This window comes from Sphingomonas sp. YR710 (assembly GCF_900101455.1).
Lineage (GTDB): Bacteria > Pseudomonadota > Alphaproteobacteria > Sphingomonadales > Sphingomonadaceae > Rhizorhabdus.
The window spans coordinates 15,049-39,861 of the sequence record NZ_FMZJ01000022.1 but is presented as its reverse complement, the minus strand read 5'-3'; the positions used below and the strand labels follow the sequence as shown (position 1 = coordinate 39,861).

Below are 24,813 nucleotides of genomic sequence, written 5' to 3'. Positions count from 1 at the left end.
ATGCAATGCGGGCTTTTCAGCCCCGCATCCCGATGGCTATTTGGGGACGGCCAACGTCTGCGCGGCCGAATCCAATCGGGCAATCTCTGACGCGTCACCCGCAAAAGCGGCCTTGGCCTTGATCAGTGCGGCGTGCGCTGCGTTGGGATCGTTGAGGACCATGCGCGCGCGCATCAGCCGGATCCAGCCATCGCCATCGCGCGGATTGGCCGCGAGTCGGGCCGCGAGCCGATCGACCATGCTCTGCACCATCGCATTCTGCTCGCCCGGCGTCATGCCGTTGGCGGCCTGCATATCGCTTGCGGTAGGGCCCGGAATAGCTGCCGTGGCGACGGCCTCACCGGGGGCCAGGGGCGGTGCCGAAGTCGGCGCCGGTGCCGCCAGATGCGGGGGCAGGCGATCGGCCACGTCGATGTGATTCGCCTTGGATACGCGATCGATCACCGTACGGACGGCATCCTCCCAGGGGGCGCCGGCGGGCGCGTCCTTCAACAGGGCGATCCACCGATCGAGCGCGCCCTTATGATCGCCATCCTGATCCTGTTTCACGCCGGTGAAATAGCGTGCACGATAGTCTTTCGCATCGATGGCGAGCGCTTTGGCGAAGGCCTGCGCCGCATCGGGCGTAACGCCGCCCGGCCCGGCCAGTACCAGCACTTCGCCCAGCGCTGACCAATATACCGGGTTTTTCGGTTCGAGATCGGCGGCGTGGCGATAGGCCTTCACCGCGTCCGCATAGCGGCCGACATTATAATAAGACCATCCCAGCATGTTCCACCCTTCCGGGTCGGCGGGATTGGCTGCCATCTTCTTTTCGAGGCCGGCGATCATCGATGGCACGTCGCTGACCGGCTTCTGTAAGTCCGATGCAGCGGTTGGCGTTGCCTTTGGAGATCGGAGAATCGGAAGGGCAATTGCCAGGAGAGCAATCAGGGCGGCAAGGATCAGTATCACCCGTCCCGCAGATAAGGTGATTGCTCTCTTTGCCGGACTGCCTTCGTTCACGAATTTCTCCTATCTCGTTACTAATCAGGTTCTTCATACAGAATTGCAACGAATGTCTAGCGGTTCACGGCGAAGCTGATAGAGTGGAGTCGGGCAGAGCCGGATGGCATCGTCGATTGCGTGCGCAACGATGGGGCAACATGGCGACAAGACGGGAACCGTAAAAGGATTCCGAATAGTGGGGGCAGGGGGTTCAGTGGCGGACATCTACCGGATTGCCATCGTCGGCTCGGGGCCGGCGGGGCTTAGCGCCGCGGCACATGCAGCAAGCCTGGGTATCTCACACGTGCTGCTTGAGAAGACCGATCATCTTTCCGATACGATCTATAAGTATCAGAAGGGCAAGCACGTGATGGCGACGCCCAGCCAGCTCGTGCTTCGCGCCGACATGGATTTCGATGCCGGCAAACGCGAAGCCATTCTCGGCACGTGGGACAAGCAGGCAGCGGAACGAAAGATCAACGTTCGCCTGAAGAGCGAAGTGAAGGCGATCTCCGGCGCCAAGGGCGATTTCACGATCGGGCTTACCGACGGAACTTCGATCCGCGCGGAGGCGATCATCCTGGCGATCGGGACGCAGGGCAACCCCAATCTCATGCGCGTGCCGGGCGGCGACATGGCGCATGTGCAGTATCAGCTCGATGATCCGGGCGAATATGTCGACGAACATATCACCGTCATCGGTGCCGGTGACGCGGGTATCGAAAACGCACTCGGTCTCGCGGCTGACGTCGCGCAGGGCAACGTCGTTTCGATCGTCAACCGCACTGCCGATTTCAGCCGCGCCAAGAGCGCCAACGTCAAACTGCTGATGGCGGCGCGTGACGAAGGCCGGATGAACATCATCACCGATGCGTCCCCCAATCGCGTCGAAAAGGACTATCTGGTCCTCGATACGCGCGATGGCGAAGCTCGCTTTCGTTGCGATCGCATCATCGCCCGAATGGGCTCCGCCGCGCCGCGTAAATTCATCGAGGCATGCGGCATCGAATTCACCAGCGAGGATCGCGAGGCGTTCCCGAAACTGTCACCGGCGTTCGAATCGACCAATCCGGGCATCTATGTGATCGGCGCGCTGGCCGGCTATCCGCTGATCAAGCATTGCATGAACCAGGGCTATGACGCCGTCGAGTTCATCAACGGCAATACCGCGCTGAAACCGGCCGACGAGCCGATCCTCGAAAAGAAATTCGTTTATCTGCCGCAGAAACGATCGGTCGATGAGTGGCTCGAATTCATTCGAACCAGCGTCACCATCCTGAATGAGCTGTCGCCGCTGCAGATGCGCGAATTCATGCTCGATTCCGAGGTGAAGGCCTATGGCAAGAACGAGATCATCTTCGAAAAGAATGCGCCGGGATCGTCCTTGTTCTGCATCGCGCAGGGCAAGGTCGACATTCCGCTGCCCGATGGACGCTCGACCGGCATCGTAATTCCGCAAGGATCGATCTTCGGTGAAGTCGGTCTGGTTTCGGGACGCCGCCGCGGATCGACAATCCGTTCGATCGACGACACGATCGTCGTCGATATTCCGCGTAACGCGATCCTGAAGCTGATGGCATCTGTGCCGGCCGTGAAGCGCGCGGTAACCCGGATCTCGACCGAGCGCCAATTGTTGCAGATGTGGCAATCGGGCCTGCAGTCCGCCGATCTGGCGGGCGTGCTGGAAACGGCCGAGATCAAGGCGGTTCGTGCCGGCGAGGCGATCTTCCGTGAAGGCGACGAGAGCCGCGACGTCTATGTGATCCGTTCGGGATCGATGGTCGTCGAGAAGAATATCGGTGGCAAGCCGATCTTCCTGTCCTATGTCCCAGCCGGCAATTATGTCGGCGAGCTTGAATTGTTCGACAACGGCGTTCGCAAGAATACCGTGCGCGCCGCGGTCAAATCCGAGGTGATCAAGCTCAACGGCGACGCATTTCGGGCGCTTCTCGAGGCGCAGCCGACCTTCTTCGCCCAGGCCAAGACCGCGATGGGCGAGCGGACCGATCTGGCCTCGTTCATCGAGGCGAAGAAGGACAGCTTCGGTAGTGTTGTCGACATGTATTCGGCGACCGCGAATTTCCTTGTCGACAATGGTGTCGGCGAGGCGACCGACGTGTTGCTGATCGACGAAAACCTCTGCGTCGGCTGCGACAATTGCGAAAAGGCCTGTGCCGACAGCCATGACGGCATCTCGCGGCTCGATCGCGAAGCCGGGCGCACCTTCGCACATCTGCATGTGCCGACGAGCTGCCGTCACTGCGAGCATCCGCACTGCATGGCCGATTGCCCGCCGACCGCAATCCATCGCGGCCAGGATGGCGAGGTCTATATCGACGAGACATGCATCGGCTGCGGCAATTGCCAGCGCAACTGCCCTTATGGCGTGATCCGGATGGAGAAGGAGCCACCCAAGAAGCCGAGCCTGTGGACATGGTTCCTGTTCGGCAAAGGGCCGGGGCCAGGCGAGGCCAGCCATGACTGGGCTTATGCGAACATGCCCAAGGGGGTCGAAAAGGCCAAGCGGGCGGTGAAGTGCGATATGTGTTCGGGGATCGAGGGCGGTGCGAGCTGCGTGCGTGCGTGCCCGACCGGTGCCGCCATTCGCGTCGCTCCCGAGGAATTCCTGTCGGTGGCCCGCTTGCAGCGGGGAGATGCCTGATGGCCAGCAAGGCTCGCCCCACAGGTCGCGTCCGCCAGTCGGATCACGAGAGCTTCCTGCGCCATCAGGGTTTTCGCTGGCTCAAGATTGCACTGGCCATTTCGTTCGTCGCGCTGCTGATCTACGCGTTCAATGACGTGCAGCCTCGCCCGAATGGCGGCAGCGTGTATGGCTATACGATGGGCACGATCGGCGTCCTGCTGATCCTGTGGCTGACGATGCTGGGCATTCGCAAGCGGGCGATTACGCCCGGTCGCTGGTCGCTCAAGAGCTGGACGTCGGCGCACGTCTATCTCGGACTGTCGTTGATCGTGATCGGCACCCTGCACACGGGTTTCCAGTTCGGCTGGAACGTTCATACGCTGGCGTATGTGCTGATGATGCTGGTCATCGGTTCGGGCATTTTCGGTGTGGTCGCTTATGCCAATGTGCCGCAGGCGCTGTCGGCCAATCGCGGTGAAACGACACAATTGCAGATGCTTGACAATCTGCGGATGATCGATCGGCAATTGCACGATGCGGCGCAGCCATTGCCGCATGACCAGGCCGACATCGTGCGCATGTCGCTCAACGACGATCCGTTCGGTGGCGGCCTCATCGCCCGATTGACGGGGCGCTATCCGAAGTGCGGCACCCGCCGGGCGTTGCAGGCAGTGCGCGAACATCCTTCGCGGCAGGCCGGTTATGGCAATGACTCGCTCGACCTTGTCGAAGTCCTGCTCGAACGAAAGCGATCGGCGCTGCAACGGATCCGAAAACATCTTCGTTTGAAATCGATCCTCGAAATCTGGCTCCAGATCCATGTGCCGCTCACGTTCGCGCTTATCGCTGCGCTGATCGTGCACATCGTCGCTGTCTTCTATTACTGGTGAGATCGCACCCATGAGCTTCATCGTTCGCACGGTTGCGCGCACCGCCGATGGCCGCGACATCATCCGTCCCAAGGCGTTTTCGCAGACCGAACTCAGCATCGGCCGCGGCACCGAAAATGACATCCATCTGCCTGACCTCGCGGTCACGCTCCATCATGCAGTCATCCGCACGGCCGGGCAGGGGCGGATCGAGATTGCGGCTGCGGCGGGCCTGCCGTTCATCGTCGATGGCAAGTCGGTCGAGCATGCCACGATCGATGTCCAGCGCGGCGCCGATATCCATATCGGTGCTCATGCGCTGACGATCGCGGCCGGCGAAGGCGAGGAATCCGGATCGACGATCATTACGGTCGAACGCGTGGGGGCGCTGTCCAATGCGTCCGAGGAAAAGGAGGAGGCCCATGTCTTCTCCCTGGCCCGCGTCATGCCCGGCAAGCGCGTGCTCGCCTGGAGCTTCGTGTTGCTTGTGCTCGGACTTTTCCTGATATGGCCGATCGCTTCATCGCAGATGCGCGACCCCAAGGCGCCGCAAAAGGTGGCGTTTCACGCCGACGAGATGTGGTCGTCAGGCGCGCTGTCGCTTGCGCACAAATCGCTCGAGAATAATTGCAAGGCCTGCCACGTCAGCCCTGGCGTTGCCGTGCGCGACGACGCCTGTGTCGCCTGCCACACCAAGGTCCACGACCATGCCGATCCCAAGCGACTTGCGGTTGCGAAGGGTTCGCCGAGCTTGAACGAAAAGGCCCGGCATCTTGTGGCTGGTGTCTTCAATATCCCGCCCGGGCGGTGTGTGGAATGCCATACCGAGCATCAGGGCGCGACAGCGATGCCCACGACCGATCAGCGTTTCTGCACGAACTGCCATGGCTCGCTCAGCAAGAACCTGGCCGACACGAAGCTGCTCAATGCCTCCGATTTCGGTAATGACCATCCGCAGTTTCAGCCGAAGATTCGCTTCGTCGGCCTGGGCGGCGTGCCGATGCAGCGGCGCGTGTCGCTCGATGCCGATCCGCAGGAAGAAAGTGGGTTGAAATTCCCGCACAAGATGCACCTTTCGACCATCAACGGCGTCGCGCAGATGGCGAAGACGCTCGGCGGGGGCGAAGGATATGGCAAGCCGCTGGAATGCGCGAACTGCCATCGCCGTGATACGACCGGCAACAGCTTTGCCCCGGTGAAGATGGAAGCGGCTTGCGGCGCCTGCCATTCGCTCGCTTTCGATCAGGTGGGCGGAACCGTACGCACCTTGCGCCATGGCGATCCGGCGCAGGTGGTGGCCGATATCCGGGCCTTCTACCGCTCGTCGGGCATGTTCCGCGGGGCTGCGGTGCAGGGCATGGAGCGACGCCGGCCGGGCATGTTCGCAAACCCGGCGGCTGCGGTCGATTATGCGCAGGGCATGGTGACGCGCGGCGGAAATGCCGAGACGGCGATCCGGGCGGTGTTCTCGAAGGGGGGCGCCTGTTTCGATTGCCATGTGATCGCGCCGACCGGCAATGCGCGCGTTCCCTTTGCCGTGGCGCCGGTCGTGCTGGCCAAGCGCTATATGGCCAAGGGCTGGTTCGATCATGCCGCGCATGACACCGAAAGCTGCGCGAGCTGCCACGGGGTCGCCAATTCGACAAAGGCGAGCGACGTCAACCTGCCGAAAATCGCGCGGTGCCGCGAATGCCATGGCGGGCAGGACGCGCACAAGGCGGTGCCGTCGGGCTGTGCGATGTGTCACGATTATCACCGCACCGGCTTTGCGCCGCTGATGGTGCGGACTAATCATGTTCGCGGTAACAGCACGCCGGCCCATGTCGATGAGAAGGCAGTGAAGGCCGCCGGCGGAGCCTGACCGGCAAACCTGCGTTAACCATCTCTTATGTGTTGTGGATCACAATACGCCGACCCTGAACGTGCTGGACTTCCGGTGCGTTGGGGAACGCGTGGCGACAACGTCGGAAGCAATCCGAAAATGGGCGAGGCGAGCAGATGTTGATTGCGCAGCTTACGGATCTGCATCTGGGGTTCGAGGCCGGCAATCCCGAAGAACTCAATGCCCGGCGGCTCAATATCGCGCTCGACTGGCTCGGCAATCTGGCGGTGACGCCGGATATGCTGTTTCTTTCGGGCGATCTGGCCGACCGCGGCGAGATCGAGAGCTATGAACGGCTCCGCGACAAGATTCGCGCTTTGGCCTTCCCGGTCTATCTATGCGTCGGCAATCATGATGATCGTGCGGCTTTGCGTCACGCGTTTCCGCACCTGCCGAACGTCAATGGTTTCGTCCAATATGTCGTCGATCGGCCCGAGGTGCGTTTCATCGTGCTCGATACGATGGATGACAGCCTGCACGGAGGCGCATTCTGTTCGACCCGCGCGGCATGGTTGCGCGAGCAGCTCGATGCGGTGCCGGGCAAGCCGGTGATGATGGTGCTCCATCATCCACCGATCGAGACGGGCATTCCCTGGATGACGTCCGGCCCGATGGAGCCCTGGGTGATCGCGCTCGACGCGGTGATTGGCGATCGTCCGGGCGTTACGCTGATCTGCGGCCATATTCATCGTTCGATCACCACCAACTGGCGGGGCCGGATGCTCGCGATCAGCCCGTCAACCGCACCGCAGGTCGCGCTGGAAATGGCGCCGATCGATGCCGAGCGCCCCGATGCACGCCGGATGATCGTGGCTGAGGCGCCTGGCGCCGCACTGCATCTATGGACCGGCGAGACGTTCGTTACCCATCATGTCTCGATCGGCGACTATCCCGTGCTGGCGCGGTTCGACGACAAATTGCAGCCGCTCGTTCGCTCGCTGCGCGACGAGCATGATGCGCCTTATGTTCAGGCACGCGCCGCGCACGGGTAGGCGTGTTTCCAAGTTTCTCCCCGGAAAGGGGAGGGGGGCCGCTCGAAGAGCGGTGGAGGGGGCGGTGGCGTAGCCGCCGCTGACGCGGCGCCCCTCCAATATCCTTCGGATGGTCCCCCTCCCCGAGCAAGCTCGGGGAGGAATGGCAATATCCTCAGAGTTGGCGCGCCAATATGCCCTTGCGCTCTTGCCGCCCCCAGGTCGATCGGCCGGTCAGGAAGGCAACCCAGCCCCAGGTCGCGCCGACGTGCCGCAGCAACTGGAAGCTGAACGGCTCGATCAGCGACGCCAGGAATATGCGAGCGGCGCCTTTGGGGAGCATATCGCCCGACCAGCGCCGATAGAGCGCGATCGACCAGAAATGGAAACTCAGATCGATCACGATCTTGGCGAGCATGATCGCGAGGATCGGCCAGATCAGCACGAAACGACCGGTCGCGAGGAAGAAGATCAGCAGGAAAAAGGCGATCAGGCCGAAAATCGGCTGGACTGTGTCGAACGCCTTAACCGGCAGCATCATCGTGCCCAGCCGGCCGAAGCGCGGATTCCCGACCATGTCGCGGTTCCAATATTGCGTTTGCAGAAACCCGCCGAACCAGCGCCGCCGCTGCTTGAGGAAGGCGGCGAGGTGACCGGGGGCGTCGGTATAGGCCCGCGCCTCACCCACGGCCCGGATTTTCCATCCGCGATCATGATCGACCGAGAAGCGGTGGAGCCGGTGGATCAACTCATAGTCCTCGACCATGGATTCGGGATCGAACCCACCGACTTCGCTCAGGGCATCGCGGCGGAAGCCGGCAAAGGCCCCCGATATCAGCAGCAGCCCGTCGACTTGCATCCAGGCATAACGCGAGACGAAGTTCCGAACATATTCATAGGTCTGGAACCACTGGAACAAGCGGCCCGAGAGGCTGTGATCGCAGATCGGCGCGAGCAACCCGGTTGCAGCCACCAGTTCCGGTTCGCGATGAAAGGCGCTGCGCATGGCTTCGATCGCGTCGGGCGCGAGGATCGTATCGGCATCGACGGTCAGTACGATTTCGCAACCGGCATGTTCCAGAGCCGCGTTCAACGCACGCGCCTTGCCGCCGTGCGGAAGCCGCAGCCAGCGTAGCGAGGGCAACAATGGTGAAGTCGCGACCTCGCCATACGGAGCTTTTTCCATCGCGAAGGCATCGAGCAGCACCTGCGGCGTGGCATCGGTCGACCCATCATCGGTGATCATGATGATTTCGGGCGGTTCGCTCTGGCGCGCGAGAGCATTGACCGTTGCCACCAGCACGGCTTGCTCGTTATGCGCGGCCAGCAGCACCGCCAGGCTGGGCCGTGGCGTTGCCGGCTGGTCCTGCGGGCGAGCGTGGCGCAGCGGCCAGGTCTTGATGCCGACGAAGGCCAGCAGCAGTGTATCATAAGCGATATAGGCGATGCCGACCGACCAGGCGAGGATACCGGTACGGTAACAGGCCTGTACGATCAGGAAGGCGAGCAGCAACAACGCGCCGCCATGCAGCGCCGCGCTGGCGAACGTGAGCGGCGGCCGGTTCAGGCGAGGGGAAAGCACCGCAAAACGGCTTTCGAGGGATGTCGTCATACCGGTACGTAGTCCGAATGCTTGCATTTCGCACCCGGTTCGGCTGGAACCGGCGTTGAGACGCCCTATGGCCGTAAAGAATTCCGCTCGCAACCGCCGCAGCTAATAAGGAAGCGCTGATGCCGTCCCATGAAGTTTCGCGCTATACAACAACCGCGATCATTCTCCATTGGCTGATCGCGATATTCATGATCGTGAATCTGCTGATAGCCTGGCTCGCGGACGATCTGCCCGAAGGGTGGGTGCGCCCGGCGATCGACACCCATAAATCGATCGGGATCACGGTGCTGGGTCTGGTGCTGCTGCGCATATTGTGGCGCGCCGGCCATAAGCCTCCGCCATTTTCCGAAGGCATGGCGGGTTGGGAGCGCGCGCTGGCGCATCTGGGCCATTTCGGCCTGTATATCCTGATGCTGTTCATGCCGATCACGGGATGGCTGCACGATTCCGCGTGGAAGGATGCGGCGAGCCATCCGATGTATCTGTTCGGTATGGTCGGCTGGCCGCGGCTGGGCTTCATCACCAGCCTGCCGGCGGATACGAAGGAAATGCTGCACGGCCTGTTCGGCGAAATTCACGAAATCGGGGGATATGGGCTTGCGGCGCTGGTGCTCCTTCACATAGTGGGAGCTATGAAACATCAGTTTATCGATCGGGAGGCCGAATTTCGGCGGATGTGGCTGCGCTGAGGGGGCGTTCTGAAATTTAATAAAAGTCGCACTTCAGGACGCGCGAGGGCGCTGACATCGGTGACTTGGCTTCCCATATGCAATAGCGGCGATAAGGATAGGAAAGAGGAACGTTCGAAGAATGTCGATATTAAGCGACGAAGAGGAAGCCGTCAGCCTCACCCCCAAGGGCAAGCTGGAAGTTCCCGAGCATGTGCAGGAAGCCATACGGACGCTGATCCGCTGGTCCGGCGATGACCCGCAGCGCGAGGGGCTGGTCGACACGCCAGCCCGCGTGGGCCGCGCGTGGCGCGAATATTGCCAGGGCTATGAGGAAGATCCGGCCCATCATCTCAGCCGCACGTTCGAGGAAGTCGGCGGCTATGATGAGATCGTGCTGCTGAAAGACATTCCGTTTCAGTCGCATTGCGAACATCATATGGCGCCGATCATCGGCCATGCCCATATCGCCTACCTGCCCGACAAGAGGGTCGTCGGTATTTCGAAGCTCGCGCGCGTGTTGCAGGGCTTTGCGCGCCGGCTGCAGATTCAGGAGCGGCTGACGGCGGAAATTGCCGATTGTATCTGGACGCACCTCGAACCGTTGGGCGTCGCCGTCGTCATCCAGGCGACGCATGCATGCATGACGGCACGCGGCGTGCGTACGCCGCGCGTCGGCATGACGACCAGCCGGATGATGGGCGTGTTCCGCGAGGACGACCGAACGCGCAAGGAAGTGCTCAGCCTGATGGGCTTGGGCTAGGTTTGGACTCGGACGGGAGGGGGCGGGCGGATGCCGCTCGCCCTTGCCCTAAAGCTGGCGACGAGCGTCTCGGCATTTCTCTGTCGTTATCGTCGGGACCTGCTCGGCATGGATGAGGCGCAGGCGCGCGAAGCGATGGAGACGATCTGGAGACCGGGCGGCGTTTGGGCGGCCTTCATCGGCGACGCGACGGCTGTCGCGCTGCCTCATCGGTTTAAATCGGCTTAGATTTATCGTCATTCCAGCGAAGGCTTGAATCGCTCCAAGCCAGTCTCTTGAAAACAAGCTTTGGAGGGATCCCAGCCTGCGCTGGGATGACGCGCCAAAGAATATTTGAACGCCCGAGTGGCTTCTCGCTCGCGACGCCATCGCTTCAAAACTTACGCATTCTTTATGCCCCGGCCCGCAATCCCGCATGGCAAGTCAACGCGGGCCGCGCCTAATCGGCATGCTTCGGATATCATCACGGAGCTTGCCATGCTGGACCTGTACTGGATCGCGCTGATCCTCGCGCTGTTGGCGCTGAGCGTCGGCTATGTCGGCCTCGCGGACAAGGCCTGACCCTATGAGCATCGATCTCTGGCTGGGCGCGGTGACCGCGCTCGGGCTGCTCCTTTATCTCGTTGCCGTGCTTGCACGGCCCGAACGCTTCTGAAGGGGAGGCCGTCATGACCTATGCGGGCTGGGCGATGATCGCCCTTTTCTTCGTCATATTGCTGCTGCTGACCAAACCGATGGGACAGTGGCTGTTCGCGCTCTATGAGGGCCGGCGCACGCCATTGCATGTCGCGCTGGGACCGATCGAGACCGGCTTCTACAAGCTGTCCGGCATCGATCCGAGCGCCGAGCAGGGGTGGCGCAAATATGCCATCCACATGCTGATCTTCAACGCGGCGCTGTTGCTGCTCACCTATGCCATACTCCGCACGCAGGCGTGGCTGCCGTGGAATCCGCAAGGGTTTGCCAATCTGGCGCCCGACCTGGCATTCAACACCGCAGTCAGTTTCACCACCAACACCAACTGGCAGAGCTATTCGGGCGAAAGCACGATGAGCCAGTTCAGCCAGATGGTGGGGTTGACGATCCACAATTTCGCCAGCGCCGCGACCGGCGTCGCGCTCGCTTTCGCTTTGTTTCGCGGTTTCGCGCGGCGGCAGATGAGCACGATCGGCAATTTCTGGGCCGATATGACGCGGGTGACGATCTATCTGCTGCTGCCGATCTCCATCGTCTATGCGATCTTCCTGATGGCGAGCGGCGTGCCGCAGACCCTGGCAGGATCGATCGACGCGACCACGATCGAAGGCGCCAAGCAGGTGATTTCGCTCGGGCCGGTGGCCAGCCAGGAAGCGATCAAGATGCTCGGCACCAATGGTGGCGGCTTCTTCAACGCGAACAGCGCGCACCCGTTCGAAAATCCCGGCGCGATCACCAATTTCGTGCAGATGCTGTCGATCTTCGTGATCGGTTTCGGCCTGACATGGTGCTTCGGCAAGGCGGTTGGCAACACCAAGCAGGGCTGGGCGATCCTCATGTCGATGATCGTGATGGTGCTGATCGGCGTCATCGTCTGCTATTCTCAGGAAGCGGCGGGCAATCCGATCTTCCACCATCTCGGCGTGCCGGGCGGCAATATGGAGGGCAAGGAGGTCCGCTTCGGCATGGCGGCATCGACCTTGTTCGCGGTCGTTACCACCGATGCCTCATGCGGCGCGGTCAATGCGATGCATGACAGCTTCACCGCGCTGGGCGGGATGATCCCGCTGATCAACATCCAGCTCGGCGAGGTGGTGGTCGGCGGCGTCGGCGCGGGCATCTACGGCTTCCTGCTGTTCGCGATCCTGGCGGTGTTCGTCGCCGGTCTGATGGTCGGCCGCAGCCCCGAATATGTCGGCAAGAAGATCGAGGCGCGCGAAGTGAAGCTGGCGGTGCTGGCGATCGCGGTGCTGCCGTTGGTCATCCTCGGCTTCACCGCGGTCAGCGCGGTCCTGCCGGCGGGGCTGGCCGGGCCGCTCAACAAGGGGCCGCATGGTTTCAGCGAGATCCTCTACGCGTTCAGCAGTGCGGTCGGGAATAACGGATCGGCCTTTGCCGGCCTGACCGCCTCGACGCCTTATTATGACGGGCTGCTGGGTGTCGCGATGTGGATCGGCCGATTCTTCATCATCATCCCGATGCTGGCGATCGCCGGATCGCTCGCCGCCAAGCGCTATGTGCCGGCGGGGGCGGGATCCTTTCCGACGACCGGATTGCTGTGGATCGGCCTGCTGATCGGCATCATCCTGATCGTCGGCGGCCTCACCTTCCTGCCGGGCCTCGCCTTGGGCCCGATCGCCGATCATCTCGCGATGATCCGCGGCCAGCTGTTCTGATCGGAGACTTATCATGGCGCGTTCACAGTCGCTTTTTACCGCCGATCTGGTCATTCCCGCGATCGGCAACGCCTTCAGCAAGCTCGATCCCCGCGAGCTTGTCCGCAACCCGGTGATGTTCACTACCGCTACCGTGGCGATGCTGCTTACCGTGCTGCTGTTCACCGGCCACAGTGGCTTGGCGATCAGCTTTCAGATCCAGCTTGTGATCTGGCTCTGGCTCACCGTGTTGTTCGGTACCTTCGCCGAGGCGATCGCCGAAGGGCGCGGCCGGGCGCAGGCGGCCTCGCTGCGCGCGACGAAGGCCGATCTCAAGGCCAAGCGCCTGCTCGGCGTCGGCGATACCTATGAGATCGTTCCCGCGAGCTTTCTCCAGGCCGGCGAGGTCGTGCTTGTTGAAACCAATGATCTGATTCCCGGCGACGGTGAGGTGATCGAGGGTGTCGCTTCGGTCAACGAGGCGGCGATCACCGGCGAGAGCGCACCGGTGATCCGCGAGGGTGGTGGCGATCGATCGGCGGTTACCGCCGGCACGCGGGTGATCTCCGATCATATCAAGGTGCGCATCACCGCCGAGCCGGGGCAGGGCTTCCTCGATCGCATGATCGCGCTGGTCGAGGGCGCCGAGCGTCAGAAGACCCCCAATGAGATCGCGCTGACGATCCTGCTGGTCGGCCTCACGATCATCTTCCTGATCGCGGTCGGCACCATTCCGGGTTTTGCGATCTTTGCCGGCGGATCGATCCCGGTGGCGATTCTCGCGGCTCTGCTGATCACCCTGATCCCGACGACGATCGCGGCCTTGCTGTCGGCGATCGGCATCGCCGGCATGGACCGACTCGTGCGGTTCAATGTCCTTGCCAAATCGGGCCGTGCGGTCGAGGCGGCGGGCGACATCGATACGTTGCTGCTCGACAAGACCGGGACGATCACGATCGGAGACCGGCAGGCGAGCGAGTTCAAGACCGTGGCAGGTGTCTCGATCGCCGAGCTCGCCGAGGCGGCTCTGCTCGCCAGCCTGGCCGATGAAACGCCTGAAGGCCGCTCGATCGTGGTGCTCGCGCGGGAGAAGCACGGGGTGATGACGGCGATGCTGCCGGTCGACGCCGAAGTGATCCCGTTCACCGCGCAGACCCGCATTTCGGGCGTGATCATCGGCGGCTCGACGATCCAGAAGGGCGCGGTCGATTCGATCTTCAAGGCCAACCCCGCTTCGGCCGAGGGCAGCGCGGCCGCCGAGCTTCGCCGTACGACCGACGAGATCGCACGCGCGGGCGGCACGCCGCTGGCGGTGGTACGCGACGGGCGGCTGCTCGGCGCGATCTTCCTCAAGGACGTGATCAAGGCGGGTATCCGCGAGCGCTTCGGAGAATTGCGCAAGATGGGCATCCGCACGGTGATGATCACCGGCGACAATCCGTTGACCGCCGCATCGATCGCGGCCGAGGCGGGGGTGGACGACTTCCTGGCCCAGGCGACGCCCGAGGACAAACTGGCGCTGATCCGCAAGGAGCAGCAGGGCGGCAAGCTGGTGGCGATGTGCGGCGACGGCACCAATGATGCGCCGGCGCTCGCCCAGGCCGATGTCGGCGTGGCGATGAACACCGGCACGCAGGCGGCACGCGAGGCGGGCAACATGGTCGATCTGGACAGCGATCCGACCAAGCTGATCGAGATCGTGGGCCTCGGCAAGCAATTGCTGATGACGCGCGGAAGCCTCACAACCTTCTCGGTCGCCAACGATGTCGCCAAATATTTCGCGATCATTCCGGCGATGTTCGTGGTGCTCTATCCGGGGCTGTCGGTGCTCAACGTGATGCGCCTTTCGACCCCGCAGAGCGCGATCCTGTCGGCGATCATCTTCAACGCGCTGATCATCCCGGCGCTGGTGCCGCTGGCGCTCAAGGGCGTGAAATACCGGCCGATCGGGGCGGGGCCGCTGCTTGCCCGCAACCTGGCCGTCTATGGCTTGGGTGGATTGGTGGCGCCGTTCATCGGCATCAAGCTGATCGATCTGATCGTGTCGGGGATGCATCTGGCGTGAGGGAGCAGCCTTTCCCAACCCTCCCCCCGCCAGGGGGAGGTGTCGCCGAAGGTGACGGAGGGGGCGGGCGGCGGCCAACTGCTCCTTGAGGATGCGCGGGCCCTCTTCATGTCGGGCGCCAACCGTCCTCCCCCTCCGTCAGCGCTTTGCGCTGCCACCTCCCCCTGGCGGGGGAGGTTCGGAGTACGGCACAATATTCGAGGAACATTGTCATGAAAAACGATCTTATAACCTCTCTACGCCCTGCGGCGGTGATGACGATCCTGTTCGCCCTCCTGCTGGGCGTCGTCTATCCGATCCTGATGACGATCGTCGGCCAGACGGCCTTTCCGCATCAGGCCAATGGCAGCCTGATCCGGGATGGCGACAAGGTGATCGGTTCGGAACTGATCGGGCAGAATTTTGCCGCCGCGCGTTATTTTCACGGCCGTCCGTCGGCCGCCGGCAAGGGCTATGACGCCACCGCGTCGTCGGGATCGAACCTCGGGCCGACATCGCAGGTTTTGATCGATCGGGTGCGCGGCGATATCAAGACGCTGGCGGTCGAACATCCCGGGCAGCCGATCCCTGCCGATCTGGTGACCGCGTCCGGTTCTGGACTCGATCCAGAAATCACGCCGGAAGCGGCGGAATGGCAGGTCGATCGCGTGGCCAAGGCGAGGGGCATCGATGTGGCGGAAGTCCGGAAGATTGTGGCCTCTGAAACCGATCAGCCTGTGCTAGGCTTTATCGGCGAACCACGGGTCAACGTGCTGGCGCTGAACCGCCGGCTCGATGCTCAAGCCGCTGGAAGGAAGGACTGATTCGCCCCGACGAACCCGCGCGCGCCGATCCGGACGCCCTGCTGCGCGCCGCTGCGCGCGAAGGGCGCGGCCGCCTCAAGCTGTTCCTCGGCGCCGCGCCCGGGGTGGGCAAGACCTATGAAATGTTGTCCGAAGGCGCGGCACGGCTGCGGGCTGGCGTCGATGTGGTGGTGGGCGTGGTCGAAACCCACGGACGCCGCGAAACCGAGGCGCTGACCCACCCCTTCACGGTGATACCGCGCAAGTTGATCGATCATCAGGGCCGGACGCTGACCGAGATGGACATCGACACCATCCTGTCGCGCCGGCCCGCGCTCGTGCTGGTCGACGAGCTCGCCCACACCAATGCGCCGGGCAGCCGGCATCCCAAGCGCTGGCAGGATGTCGAGGAACTGCTCGATGCCGGGATCGATGTCTATTCCACGGTCAACATTCAGCATCTCGAAAGCCTGAACGATGTCGTCGCGTCTTTCACGCGCGTTCGCGTGCGCGAGACCGTGCCCGATCGCGTGCTCGAAAATGCCGAGATCGAGATTGTCGATATTCCGCCGGACGAACTGATCGAGCGGCTGAAGGAGGGCAAGGTCTATGTGCCCGAGGAGGCGAGCCGGGCGCTCACCCACTTCTTTTCGAAATCGAACCTGTCGGCGTTGCGCGAACTGGCGTTGCGCCGTGCCGCGCAGGCGGTCGATGCGCAGATGCTCGATTATCTGCGTGCCCATGCGTTGGGCGGCAGTTTTGCCGCGGGCGAACGCGTGCTGGTGGCGGTCAACGAGCGGCCCGAGGCGATCGAACTTGTACGGGCGGCCAAGCGCCTGGCCGATGCCCTGCGCGCGCCATGGACGGCAGTGCATATCGAGACAAGCCGTTCCGCCGGATTCACCCCCGCCGAACGGCAGATGCTCGCGCGGACGATCGCGCTGGCGGCGCAGCTGGGGGCCGCGACCGCATCGATCCCCGCCGCCAGCGTGGTGCCGGCGCTGACCGCTTATGCCCGCGATGTCCGCGCGACGCAGATCGTGCTCGGCAAATCGGCGCGCAGCTGGTGGTTCGAACTGCGTCATGGCTCGGTGGTCGATCGCATCGTGCGGAGCGCCGAAGGGCTGGCGATTCATGTCCTGCCGATCGACGCCGTCGATACGCAGCGACCGCAGCGCGCGCCCCGCCTGACCTTGCGCCAGCAGATCAATGCGAAGCCCTATCTCTGGTCCGCCTCGCTGGTCGCGGGCACCGCCGCGCTGGGCGTTGGCATGCTTCGGCTGATCAACTTCAATAATGTCGCGATGCTGTTCCTGCTGCCGGTGCTGGCGGCGGCGAGCCGTTTCGGGCTGCGCCCGGGCATATTCGCCGGCGTGATATCGGCGCTTGCCTATAATTTCTTCTTCCTGGAGCCGCTCTATACGTTTTCGATCAGCAATCCCGAAAATGTCATCGCGTTCGTCGTGCTGCTGGTGGTGGCAACGGTGACGAGCCAGTTCGCCGCGAGCGTGCGCGTGCAGGCCGATCTTGCCGCGCGATCGGCGAAGCAGAACGCCGCGCTGGCGGGTTTTTCGCAGGCGATCGCCGCAGCCGCCAACCCGACCGAACTTGCGCAGGCAATCTGCGCCGAGGTCGGGCGATTGTTCGATGTTCAGGCCGTGCTGCTCGTGCCCGGCCCCGGTGGCGGTGCGCTGGTTGCGGCGATACCGCCCGACGCCGAGCTCGGTCCAATCGATATCGCCGCGGCCAATTGGGCGCTCGATCGCGGCCTGCGCGCGGGGCGCGATACCGACACGCTGACATCGTCGGACTGGCTGTTTCAGCCGATCCGAAAGGAGGAGGGAGTGCTCGCCGCCATCGGTGTTGCACGTTTTGACGAAACGGCGATCCGGGCGGATGAACTGCCGCTTCTGGTCAACCTGCTCGATCAGGCGGCGCTGGCGCTCGATCGCATGACGCTGGCCGAGGCGATGCGTGATCTCGACGATGTCCGCAACCGCGATCGGCTGCGCTCTGCGCTGCTGTCATCGGTCAGCCATGATCTGCGCACGCCGATCACGACGATCCTGGGGACGATCGGCGAATTGCGGCGCACATCGCTTGATCCTGAGGCTACCGCTCTGGTCGACGCGCTTGATAGTGAGGTCGCGCGGCTCAACCGGTTCGTCGCCAATCTGCTCGACATGGCCCGCGTGCAGGCGGGGGCGATCCGTGTAGCAGTCGAACCGGTCGACCTGACCGATGCCGTAGCAAGCGCGTGCCATGACGTCCGCCGCGTGTTGCAGGGCCACGACATTCGGCTCGACGTGCCGCCCGATTTGCCGATGGTGCGCGCCGATCCGCAATTGCTGCACCACATCTTGATCAACCTGCTCGATAATGCCGGCCGCTATGCCGATGCGAATACAGAGGTTATGATCGCGGCGCGGCGATCACCGGGCGGACTGACGCTGTCGATCCGCGATCAGGGGGATGGCTTACCGGAAGGAATGGAAGAGGCGGTGTTCGAGACCTTCACCCGGTTCGACGGATCGGATCGTTCGCGCGGCGGCACCGGGCTGGGTCTGGCGATCGCGCGCGATTTCGCGCGGGCGATGGATATCGGCATCTCCGCCGAAACATGCCATGAGCCGCAGGGATCGCGTTTTTCGCTAGCGTGGCCCGAACACCTTATCGTCCGCGCCGATCCGAATTTCGAACGATGAGTCATGGTGAGCCGAAGGTGCTGGTGATCGATGACGAGGCTGCGATCCGCCGGCTGATCGGCGTGGCCTTGCGGCGCGGCAATTATGAGGTGATCGAGGCCGACAGTGCGGCCACGGCCTTGCATGCGGCGCGAACCGAGCGGCCGGATATCATCCTGCTCGATCTGGGGCTGCCGGATCGCGACGGGCTGGAACTGATTCCGTTGCTCAAGGCCGCCGGACATGCATCGTTGCTGGTCGTTTCGGCGCGCGATGCGACGGCCGAAAAGGTTGCTGCGCTCGATCTCGGCGCCGATGACTATGTCACCAAGCCTTTCGATACCGACGAACTGCTCGCTCGCCTGCGTACGGCCGCGCGCCACGGTGGTACCCGTCGCGACGACCGGTTGCGCATCGGTGATCTGTCGATCGACCTCGGCGAGCGGAGGATCGAACGGGCAGGCGCCGAGGTTCATCTGACGCGCAAGGAATATGCCTTGCTGGCCGAGCTGGCGGCGCACCCGGGACGGGTTATCACGCACGGGCAATTGCTGCGAACCATCTGGGGCGCCGCGCATGACAGCGACATCGAATATGTGCGCGTCGTGGTCCGCAATCTGCGGCAGAAGATCGAACCCGATCCGGCGCGGCCAACGATCATCCTCAACGATCCCGGTGTAGGGTATCGGATAAAAGGGGATTGATGCTTAGACGCCGTTTCCGGAGATGGTGCTGTAGGTCGATCAACCCGGGGTAAGCCTGCTCGCCATTTTCGTAATCGCGGCGTCCAGCGCGCCCAGCGAGCAAGGCTTCTGCAGCCGGATGCTATAAAACTCGTCTGGCGATTCCACCGGCGCATAAGCCGAAAAGAAGATGATCGGCAGGTTGGGACGATCGCCCCGCGCGATTTGCGCGAAGCGCAATCCGTCCAGACCGGGCATCCGGATGTCGGTAATCAACACGTCGATTGCGTCACCGGTTTGCCGGAGACGGCTCAGCCCCTGATTGCCGTTTGACGTTTCGCTGACCTTATGGCCGAGGTCGCGGAGCATATCGCAAGTGACGTTACGCACCAAGGGGTCGTCGTCGACACATAATATATGCATGACAGATCCTAACTCTGTTAAATCGCTCGTGTCGCGCGGTTGGATCTCAGAATGGCTTTTCGCCGATGACATTGCCGCCTTCGCCATATCGGCAAACGAAGAAGTCATCATGTTCACCGCTGGCGAGGGCACAGCCAACCCTGGTACTCGATCGCCATACCATCTGGGTGTAATGGCCGACATCTTCGAGATCGCCGGTCGTGCTGCTGTTCGGAAATAGCCCATGCTTGTAAAAGCGGCGTTCGTCGGCCCAATATTTCGACATCGCCTCGATAGAATAGCTGCCCGCAGTTCCTGCCCAAAGATTTTCGCCTTCAGGTGACGGGTCGGCGGCATCGTCCGGCGAATGTTCAAGATACCCGAGTACGGCCAGATGCCTCGCCCATCCAGCGGCGTCGCGGGCAAGCGCTGCATCCCATTTCAGTCCGGCCACGCCCAACCTAGCGCGTTCGGCGTTCTGGACCGACAAGGTTCGGGTAGCCACGTCGCCATTCACCGCGACATTGCCCAAAATCATGGTGGCGAGAAGAGGCGGCGCTAATAGCCGGCCGATGCTGGGTAACGATGGCCAGGGCATTTTGCTTATCCGATGCTTTCGAGGGGCAGGGCGCAAGTCGTAATGCCACCGCATTCGGCTTTTCCAGTTTGCAGGCGGACATTGTCGTCCGTCAAACTCTGGCTCGTCGCACTTCCTATCTGTAACACGGACCGCTCAAATATGTTCAAATAAAATTATCGGATTTTGATGTGGTATTTCAGAAATTTTTGAAAAATATCAAAGCGACGATTTGTGATATCTCTAAATCTGGTTTCTTAACTAAGCAGAAGCCTTGCGCTTTAGCCCGGACCGAAATTCGATAATCTGCCATACGATCAGAGACGGTAGCCCGATCGCGACGTCGCGCGCGCGCTTGATCAACGACATTGCCACGGCCGCTTCGGGATTGATGCCGAAGGTGGTTGCCAGCAGGATATAGGCGGCCTCCTGGAAACCCAGCGCACCGGGCATGAAGAAGGCCGCGCCGCGCACCGCGAAGATCAGGCTTTCGAGGCCGACGACATTCCAGAAGGACGGCGCCTGATGGATGATGTCGAGGATCAGCCAGGCGCAGCCGGCGCTGGCCGTCCAGGCCAGGAAGTTGAAGACGAATGCGATGAAGATCGAGCCGCGGGCGCGGTAGAAGCCCGCAAGCTCGGCCAATATGCCGTCTATCCGTCCTTCGGTATCGGGCAGCACCCGTTGCGCGAGGAAGCCGGCGAAGCGCAGGGCCGGCCGTTGCAAGGTTGCGAAGGCAAGGGTGGTGGCGATGACGAGCGCGGTGCCGGCCCAGATCATCGGCTTCACCGACACCGAACCGCCGGGCCCGAACAGCAAGGATCCGACAATCCACAGACCGAGCAACGTGAACAGCAGTTGCGCGAACATCTCGGTGGTGAGGTCAACGATCATCGACGCATAGACGCGGTTTGCGGCGAGTCCGCGCGCGGTGAGGGTGCGTGTGCCGACGACAAGGCCGCCGATCTGCGCGAAGGGCAGCAGATCGCTTGCCGCCTCACGCGCGGTGCGCGCCCAGGTGAAGGACAGCCAGCGGCTCCACCGTTCGCCCGGCATCGATGCCAGCCAGGCGGCGCCCAGTAGCAGGTTGACGCCGGCCGATGCCAGCAGCAGCAAGCCAAAGCCGGTGATGCCGAGCCGCGCGATGCTGCGCCCGATGTCGGCGAATCCCACCGATCCCATCGCCCATACGGTGATGCCGAGCCCGGCGGCGATCGCCAGCAGCACCGGCCAGTGCAGCCGCCCGCTCATGCGGTTTTGTCCTGACGTCCGAAATCGGCGAAGGCGCCGGTCGGAATGCCGGCGGCGGCGCGGCGGACATCGTGATCGGTCAACGCGGCATATTCCGCGGCATAGGCATAGCCAGGCGCATGACCGGGATAATCGTCGCGCGTCGCGGGATGGAGGTAGATTTCGGTAAGGCCGGGCGCGCGATTTGCGATCAGGGCGGCGAGCCTCCTGCTCGTCATCGCGCCGCTCCAGGCGAGGCCGAACACCTGATCGGGCACGAGCAGGCCGGCGCGGGCGATCCGTGATCGCACGCTGCGCGCATAAGGCGCGGCGATGCGACCGGCGAGGCTGGCGGTGACGGGCTCGATCCGGCGCAGCGCTGCGAGCGGCTCGACCGGTGCCCGCATCGCGCGCAGGCCGTAGCGCGGACCGATCGACAGGATCAGCCCGGCGATCGTCGGGTGCAGGTGGAAATGCTTGTGTGCGTTGACATGATCGAGCGACAGGCCGGTCGCCGCGAAGGCCACGAACTGCGCCTCGATCTCGGCTGCGAGTTGCCGCCGGACGGCAGGCCGGAAGAAGATATCGATGCCGGCGCGGACCATGTTGGTGCGGAAGCAGCCGTCGCTATCGACCAGATCGGGGATGCGATCGGGTGGCAGCGCCGGGCGTCCCTCGACGAGGACGAGATGCAGCCCGACCCCGAGACCCGGAAGCCGTTTGGCGCGCGCGACTGCGTCGGCCCTGGCGTTGCCGGTGACCATCAGGCTGGCGGCGGTGAGGATGCCGTCGGTGTGGGCGTTCTCGACGGCTTCGTTGACGGAGGCGTCGGCGCCGAAATCGTCGGCGGTGATGATCAGGCCGTGCATGGTGGAGATCCGATGGGGGCGTTCGGATATCTAAGCCCTCCCGCTTCAGGGGAGGGGAGGGGGTGGGGCCTCTCCTCCCACGGAAGGCTTGTCTCGGTGAGATACGGATGCCCCACCCCAACCCCTCCCCTAAAGGGGAGGGGCTCAGGTCGGATGTCCATGGGTTTGAGCCCTATTGCTCGAATGGGACTATCGGCCACTCAGGCCGTAACTTCCTTGCGGTTGCGCAGGAACTGGAAGAATTCCACGCCCTCGCGCAGCCGGCGCTTGAGCATGTCGAAATCGCGCAGCATCTCGGCGACGATCGAGCCGATCTTCTTCGGGCGGAAATAGAAGCGTTTGTAGAATTCCTCGACCTTGTCGAAGATCACTTCGGACGACAGATGCGGGTAGCTGAGCTGTGCGATCTGGGTGCCGCCCTCGGTCAGCAGGTGATCGGTGCCGTCGAACCAGCCATTCTCGGTCGCCTGCTTGTAGAGGAAGGTGCCCGGATAGGGCGCCGCCAGCGAGACCTGGATCGTGTGCGGATCGATGTCCTTGGCGAAGGTAATCGTTTCCTCGATCGTCTCCAGCGTCTCGCCGGGGAGGCCCAGGATGAAGGTGCCGTGGATGACGATGCCGAGTTCGTGGCAATCCTTGGTGAACTGCCGCGCGACATCGACGCGCAAGCCCTTCTTGATATTGTGCAAGATCTTCTGGTTGCCGCTCTCATAGCCGACGAGGAGCAGGCGGCAGCCGCCTTCCTTCATCACCTTGAGCGTGCTGTGCGGCACGTTCGCCTTGGCGTTGCACGACCACACCACGCCGAGCTTGCCGAGCTCGCGGGCCAGTTCCTCGACGCGCGGGAGGTTGTCGGTCAGCGTATCGTCGTCGAAGAAGATTTCCTTCACCTCGGGCATTTCGCGCTGCACATATTTCACCTCCTCGATCACATGGGCGATCGAGCGGGTGCGATAATTGTGCCCGCCCACGGTCTGCGGCCACAGGCAGAAGGTGCAGCGGCTCTTGCAGCCGCGGCCGGTGTAGAAGCTGACATAGGGATGCTTGAGATAGCCGCCGAAATATTTGTTGATCGTCAGATCGCGCTTGTAGATCGGCGAGACGAACGGCAGCGAATCCATATTCTCGATCACCGCGCGATCGCGGTTGTGGACGATTTCGCCGGCATCGTTGCGATAGGAGATGCCGTCGATCGTGCTCCAGTCGAGGCCGTCGGCGACGTCCTTGATCGTGAAGTCGAATTCGTTGCGCGCGACGAAGTCGATCGCCTTTGATGCCGCGAGCGAACCCGCCGCGTCGACCGCCACCTTGGCACCGATCATGCCGATCTTGAGCTTTGGATTGCGCTCTTTCAGCAGTTCGGCGGTGTGGACGTCCTGGCGGAAGGAGGGGGTCGAGGTGTGGAGGATCACGAGATCGCGATCGTCGGCCTCATGCTTGATATCGTCCCACGACAGATCGTGCGCGGGCGCATCGATCAGCTTCGATCCTTCGACCAAAGCGGCAGGCTGGGCGAGCCAGGTCGGATACCAGAAGGACTTCACCTCGCGCTTCATCTGATAGCGCGCGCCGGCCCCGCCGTCATAGCCGTCGAACGAGGGCGCCTGGAGGAAAAGCGTGCGCATCATCAATCAAACTCCGATTTGGCCGAGACGCGGCCATCCTGTTCCATTCTAAGCCGCTCGCCGCGCCAATCAACCGATCTGATGAAGAAAGACCCGGCAAACAGGATCAGCGAGAATATGTCGCGCAAAGGCAACACCCATGACGGCGCGCTATTTCGGCCTGTAAGCCGGTCGATCCGGAGCATCAGCGCCACCCGGGCGGCGCATGCGGCGATCAGGATAAAGGCGGCGATCGGCGTGGGCGACAGCAGCCCCAGCAGGGCCAGAGGGATCGGATAGGTGACGATGCTGCCCGCGAATCCGATCGGATCGAGGCCGCGCACCGTGGCGTTCCAGCGCAATTCGTGCCGGGCGACGGCGCCGAGACTCGTCTCGGTGCAGCCGTGAATGACGATCATCGGCGGCACCACCACCGCCAGCCCCAAAGCGCGAACCGCCTCGCCGATGGCATGATCGTCGGCAAGCACATCGGCAAACGGCGCGAAGCCGCCGATACGATCGAGCGTTTCGCGGCGCATGGCGATCGTCGATCCCATGCACGGTCGGGCGAGGCCGAGCGCCAGCCCCATCATCACGCTGGGCAGGAACTGGTAACTGATTCCCGCCGCCGCCAGCCGCGACCAGAAGCCGGCATCGCCGCGCCCGGCGTAGAGGCAGGTGGCGGCGCCGACACCGGGTGCGGCCAGTGCGGCGGCGATCCGGACGAGATAATCGGGCTCCACCGCCATGTCGCTGTCGCTGAGCACGACGAGGTCGTTGCCGATGTGCGGGGTCATGTTGATGAGGTTCGCGACCTTGCCGTTGCTGCCATGGCGCCGGCCATCGATGCAGAGCGTGACGCGGGGATCGAGCGAGCGCAGCGCGCGGACCGTTTCGGCCGCCGGATCGTCGCTTCGCTGCACGCCGCAGATCATTTCGATCGAGGCGGGATAATCCTGATCGAGAAATGTCTGCAGATTGGCCGACAATCGCGGTTCCGAACCATATAGCGGCTTCAGCAAGGTGACCGATGCGGCTTCCGCCCGAAGGTTCGCAGCCATGGCCGTCCGGCGGCCGGCGACGACCAGCGCAGCAAGCGTATAGAAGACGCCCACCAGCGCCATCAGCTGAAACAGCGAGCCGAGAATCATTTTCACCACAGCGCACCCT

The 24,813-nt window shown here is 63.0% G+C and carries 22 protein-coding genes; 14 read left to right on the top strand and 8 right to left on the bottom strand.

Features of this window, described 5'->3' with window-relative positions:
- Positions 1 to 36: 36 nt before the first annotated feature.
- The gene (locus BLS13_RS18940) at positions 37 to 831 is read right to left on the bottom strand and encodes a tetratricopeptide repeat protein (protein WP_256325984.1); all 795 of its coding nucleotides are present in this window, start codon (positions 829 to 831) and stop codon (positions 37 to 39) included.
- Between the two features lie 370 nt (positions 832 to 1,201).
- Here BLS13_RS18940 and BLS13_RS18935 point away from each other — a divergent pair, with 370 nt between their 5' ends.
- The 4 genes from BLS13_RS18935 to BLS13_RS18920 all read left to right on the top strand — a co-directional run bounded on the left by BLS13_RS18935 (position 1,202) and on the right by BLS13_RS18920 (position 7,374).
- Positions 1,202 to 3,649 carry a cyclic nucleotide-binding domain-containing protein gene (locus BLS13_RS18935; protein ID WP_256325977.1) on the top strand — a complete coding sequence of 816 codons (2,448 nt, stop codon included), beginning with the start codon at positions 1,202 to 1,204 and terminating at the stop codon, positions 3,647 to 3,649.
- On the top strand, positions 3,649 to 4,521 hold the full coding sequence (locus BLS13_RS18930; protein WP_093454471.1) for a hypothetical protein: 873 nt from the start codon (positions 3,649 to 3,651) through the stop codon (positions 4,519 to 4,521). Before BLS13_RS18935 ends, BLS13_RS18930 begins: the two co-directional genes overlap by 1 nt.
- A 10-nt stretch (positions 4,522 to 4,531) precedes the next feature.
- On the top strand, positions 4,532 to 6,361 hold the full coding sequence (locus tag BLS13_RS18925; protein ID WP_093454469.1) for a cytochrome c3 family protein: 1,830 nt from the start codon (positions 4,532 to 4,534) through the stop codon (positions 6,359 to 6,361).
- 137 nt (positions 6,362 to 6,498) lie between these two features.
- Positions 6,499 to 7,374, top strand: a complete 876-nt coding sequence (locus tag BLS13_RS18920) for a metallophosphoesterase (protein ID WP_093454467.1) — start codon at positions 6,499 to 6,501, stop codon at positions 7,372 to 7,374.
- Between the two features lie 154 nt (positions 7,375 to 7,528).
- Here the strand turns inward: BLS13_RS18920 and BLS13_RS18915 are convergent, their stop codons facing one another.
- Positions 7,529 to 8,965: a glycosyltransferase family 2 protein gene (locus tag BLS13_RS18915; protein WP_093454465.1), complete on the bottom strand. Its 1,437-nt coding sequence runs from the start codon at positions 8,963 to 8,965 to the stop codon at positions 7,529 to 7,531.
- A 119-nt stretch (positions 8,966 to 9,084) separates the two neighbouring features.
- Between BLS13_RS18915 and BLS13_RS18910 the strand changes: the two genes are divergently transcribed.
- The 10 genes from BLS13_RS18910 (at position 9,085) to BLS13_RS18870 (ending at position 18,982) form a co-directional block, all read left to right on the top strand.
- A complete protein-coding gene (locus BLS13_RS18910) occupies positions 9,085 to 9,654 on the top strand; it encodes a cytochrome b (RefSeq protein ID WP_093454463.1) in 570 nt (189 codons plus the stop codon).
- Positions 9,655 to 9,775: 121 nt separating this feature from the next.
- A complete protein-coding gene (gene folE, locus BLS13_RS18905) occupies positions 9,776 to 10,396 on the top strand; it encodes a GTP cyclohydrolase I FolE (RefSeq protein WP_093454461.1) in 621 nt (206 codons plus the stop codon).
- A 30-nt stretch (positions 10,397 to 10,426) separates the two neighbouring features.
- On the top strand, positions 10,427 to 10,624 hold the full coding sequence (locus BLS13_RS18900; protein WP_093454459.1) for a protein-tyrosine phosphatase family protein: 198 nt from the start codon (positions 10,427 to 10,429) through the stop codon (positions 10,622 to 10,624).
- Positions 10,625 to 10,789: 165 nt separating this feature from the next.
- Positions 10,790 to 10,957: a hypothetical protein gene (locus BLS13_RS20810; protein WP_156083912.1), complete on the top strand. Its 168-nt coding sequence runs from the start codon at positions 10,790 to 10,792 to the stop codon at positions 10,955 to 10,957.
- Positions 10,958 to 10,961: 4 nt separating this feature from the next.
- Positions 10,962 to 11,051 carry a K(+)-transporting ATPase subunit F gene (gene kdpF / locus BLS13_RS18895; protein WP_037526596.1) on the top strand — a complete coding sequence of 30 codons (90 nt, stop codon included), beginning with the start codon at positions 10,962 to 10,964 and terminating at the stop codon, positions 11,049 to 11,051.
- A 13-nt stretch (positions 11,052 to 11,064) separates the two neighbouring features.
- Positions 11,065 to 12,768, top strand: a complete 1,704-nt coding sequence (kdpA, locus tag BLS13_RS18890) for a potassium-transporting ATPase subunit KdpA (protein WP_093454457.1) — start codon at positions 11,065 to 11,067, stop codon at positions 12,766 to 12,768.
- A gap of 13 nt (positions 12,769 to 12,781) precedes the next feature.
- Complete coding sequence (kdpB, locus tag BLS13_RS18885) at positions 12,782 to 14,812, top strand: potassium-transporting ATPase subunit KdpB (protein WP_093454455.1); 2,031 nt, start codon at positions 12,782 to 12,784, stop codon at positions 14,810 to 14,812.
- A 212-nt stretch (positions 14,813 to 15,024) separates the two neighbouring features.
- Positions 15,025 to 15,615 (top strand): potassium-transporting ATPase subunit KdpC, encoded by a 591-nt coding sequence (gene kdpC / locus BLS13_RS18880; protein ID WP_093454453.1) that lies wholly within the window; start codon positions 15,025 to 15,027, stop codon positions 15,613 to 15,615.
- Positions 15,612 to 18,299, top strand: coding sequence for a sensor histidine kinase (locus tag BLS13_RS18875; RefSeq protein ID WP_093454452.1), 2,688 nt, complete (start codon positions 15,612 to 15,614; stop codon positions 18,297 to 18,299). The genes kdpC and BLS13_RS18875 overlap by 4 nt, the downstream gene beginning before the upstream one ends.
- A complete protein-coding gene (locus BLS13_RS18870) occupies positions 18,296 to 18,982 on the top strand; it encodes a response regulator transcription factor (RefSeq protein WP_093454450.1) in 687 nt (228 codons plus the stop codon). The genes BLS13_RS18875 and BLS13_RS18870 overlap by 4 nt, the downstream gene beginning before the upstream one ends.
- Positions 18,983 to 19,021: 39 nt before the next feature.
- Here BLS13_RS18870 and BLS13_RS20805 read toward each other — a convergent pair whose 3' ends face one another.
- The 6 genes from BLS13_RS20805 to hpnI form a co-directional block, all read right to left on the bottom strand.
- The gene (locus BLS13_RS20805) at positions 19,022 to 19,384 is read right to left on the bottom strand and encodes a response regulator (RefSeq protein WP_176943684.1); all 363 of its coding nucleotides are present in this window, start codon (positions 19,382 to 19,384) and stop codon (positions 19,022 to 19,024) included.
- A 46-nt stretch (positions 19,385 to 19,430) separates the two neighbouring features.
- Positions 19,431 to 19,961, bottom strand: a complete 531-nt coding sequence (locus tag BLS13_RS18860; protein ID WP_176943683.1) for a CAP domain-containing protein — start codon at positions 19,959 to 19,961, stop codon at positions 19,431 to 19,433.
- A 240-nt stretch (positions 19,962 to 20,201) separates the two neighbouring features.
- Positions 20,202 to 21,191, bottom strand: coding sequence for a lysylphosphatidylglycerol synthase domain-containing protein (locus BLS13_RS18855; RefSeq protein ID WP_093454446.1), 990 nt, complete (start codon positions 21,189 to 21,191; stop codon positions 20,202 to 20,204).
- Positions 21,188 to 22,039, bottom strand: coding sequence for a hopanoid biosynthesis-associated protein HpnK (gene hpnK / locus BLS13_RS18850; protein WP_093454445.1), 852 nt, complete (start codon positions 22,037 to 22,039; stop codon positions 21,188 to 21,190). Before hpnK ends, BLS13_RS18855 begins: the two co-directional genes overlap by 4 nt.
- A gap of 200 nt (positions 22,040 to 22,239) precedes the next feature.
- Positions 22,240 to 23,667: a hopanoid biosynthesis associated radical SAM protein HpnJ gene (hpnJ, locus tag BLS13_RS18845; RefSeq protein ID WP_093454443.1), complete on the bottom strand. Its 1,428-nt coding sequence runs from the start codon at positions 23,665 to 23,667 to the stop codon at positions 22,240 to 22,242.
- A complete protein-coding gene (gene hpnI, locus BLS13_RS18840; RefSeq protein WP_093454442.1) occupies positions 23,667 to 24,794 on the bottom strand; it encodes a bacteriohopanetetrol glucosamine biosynthesis glycosyltransferase HpnI in 1,128 nt (375 codons plus the stop codon). Before hpnI ends, hpnJ begins: the two co-directional genes overlap by 1 nt.
- Positions 24,795 to 24,813: the final 19 nt, after the last annotated feature.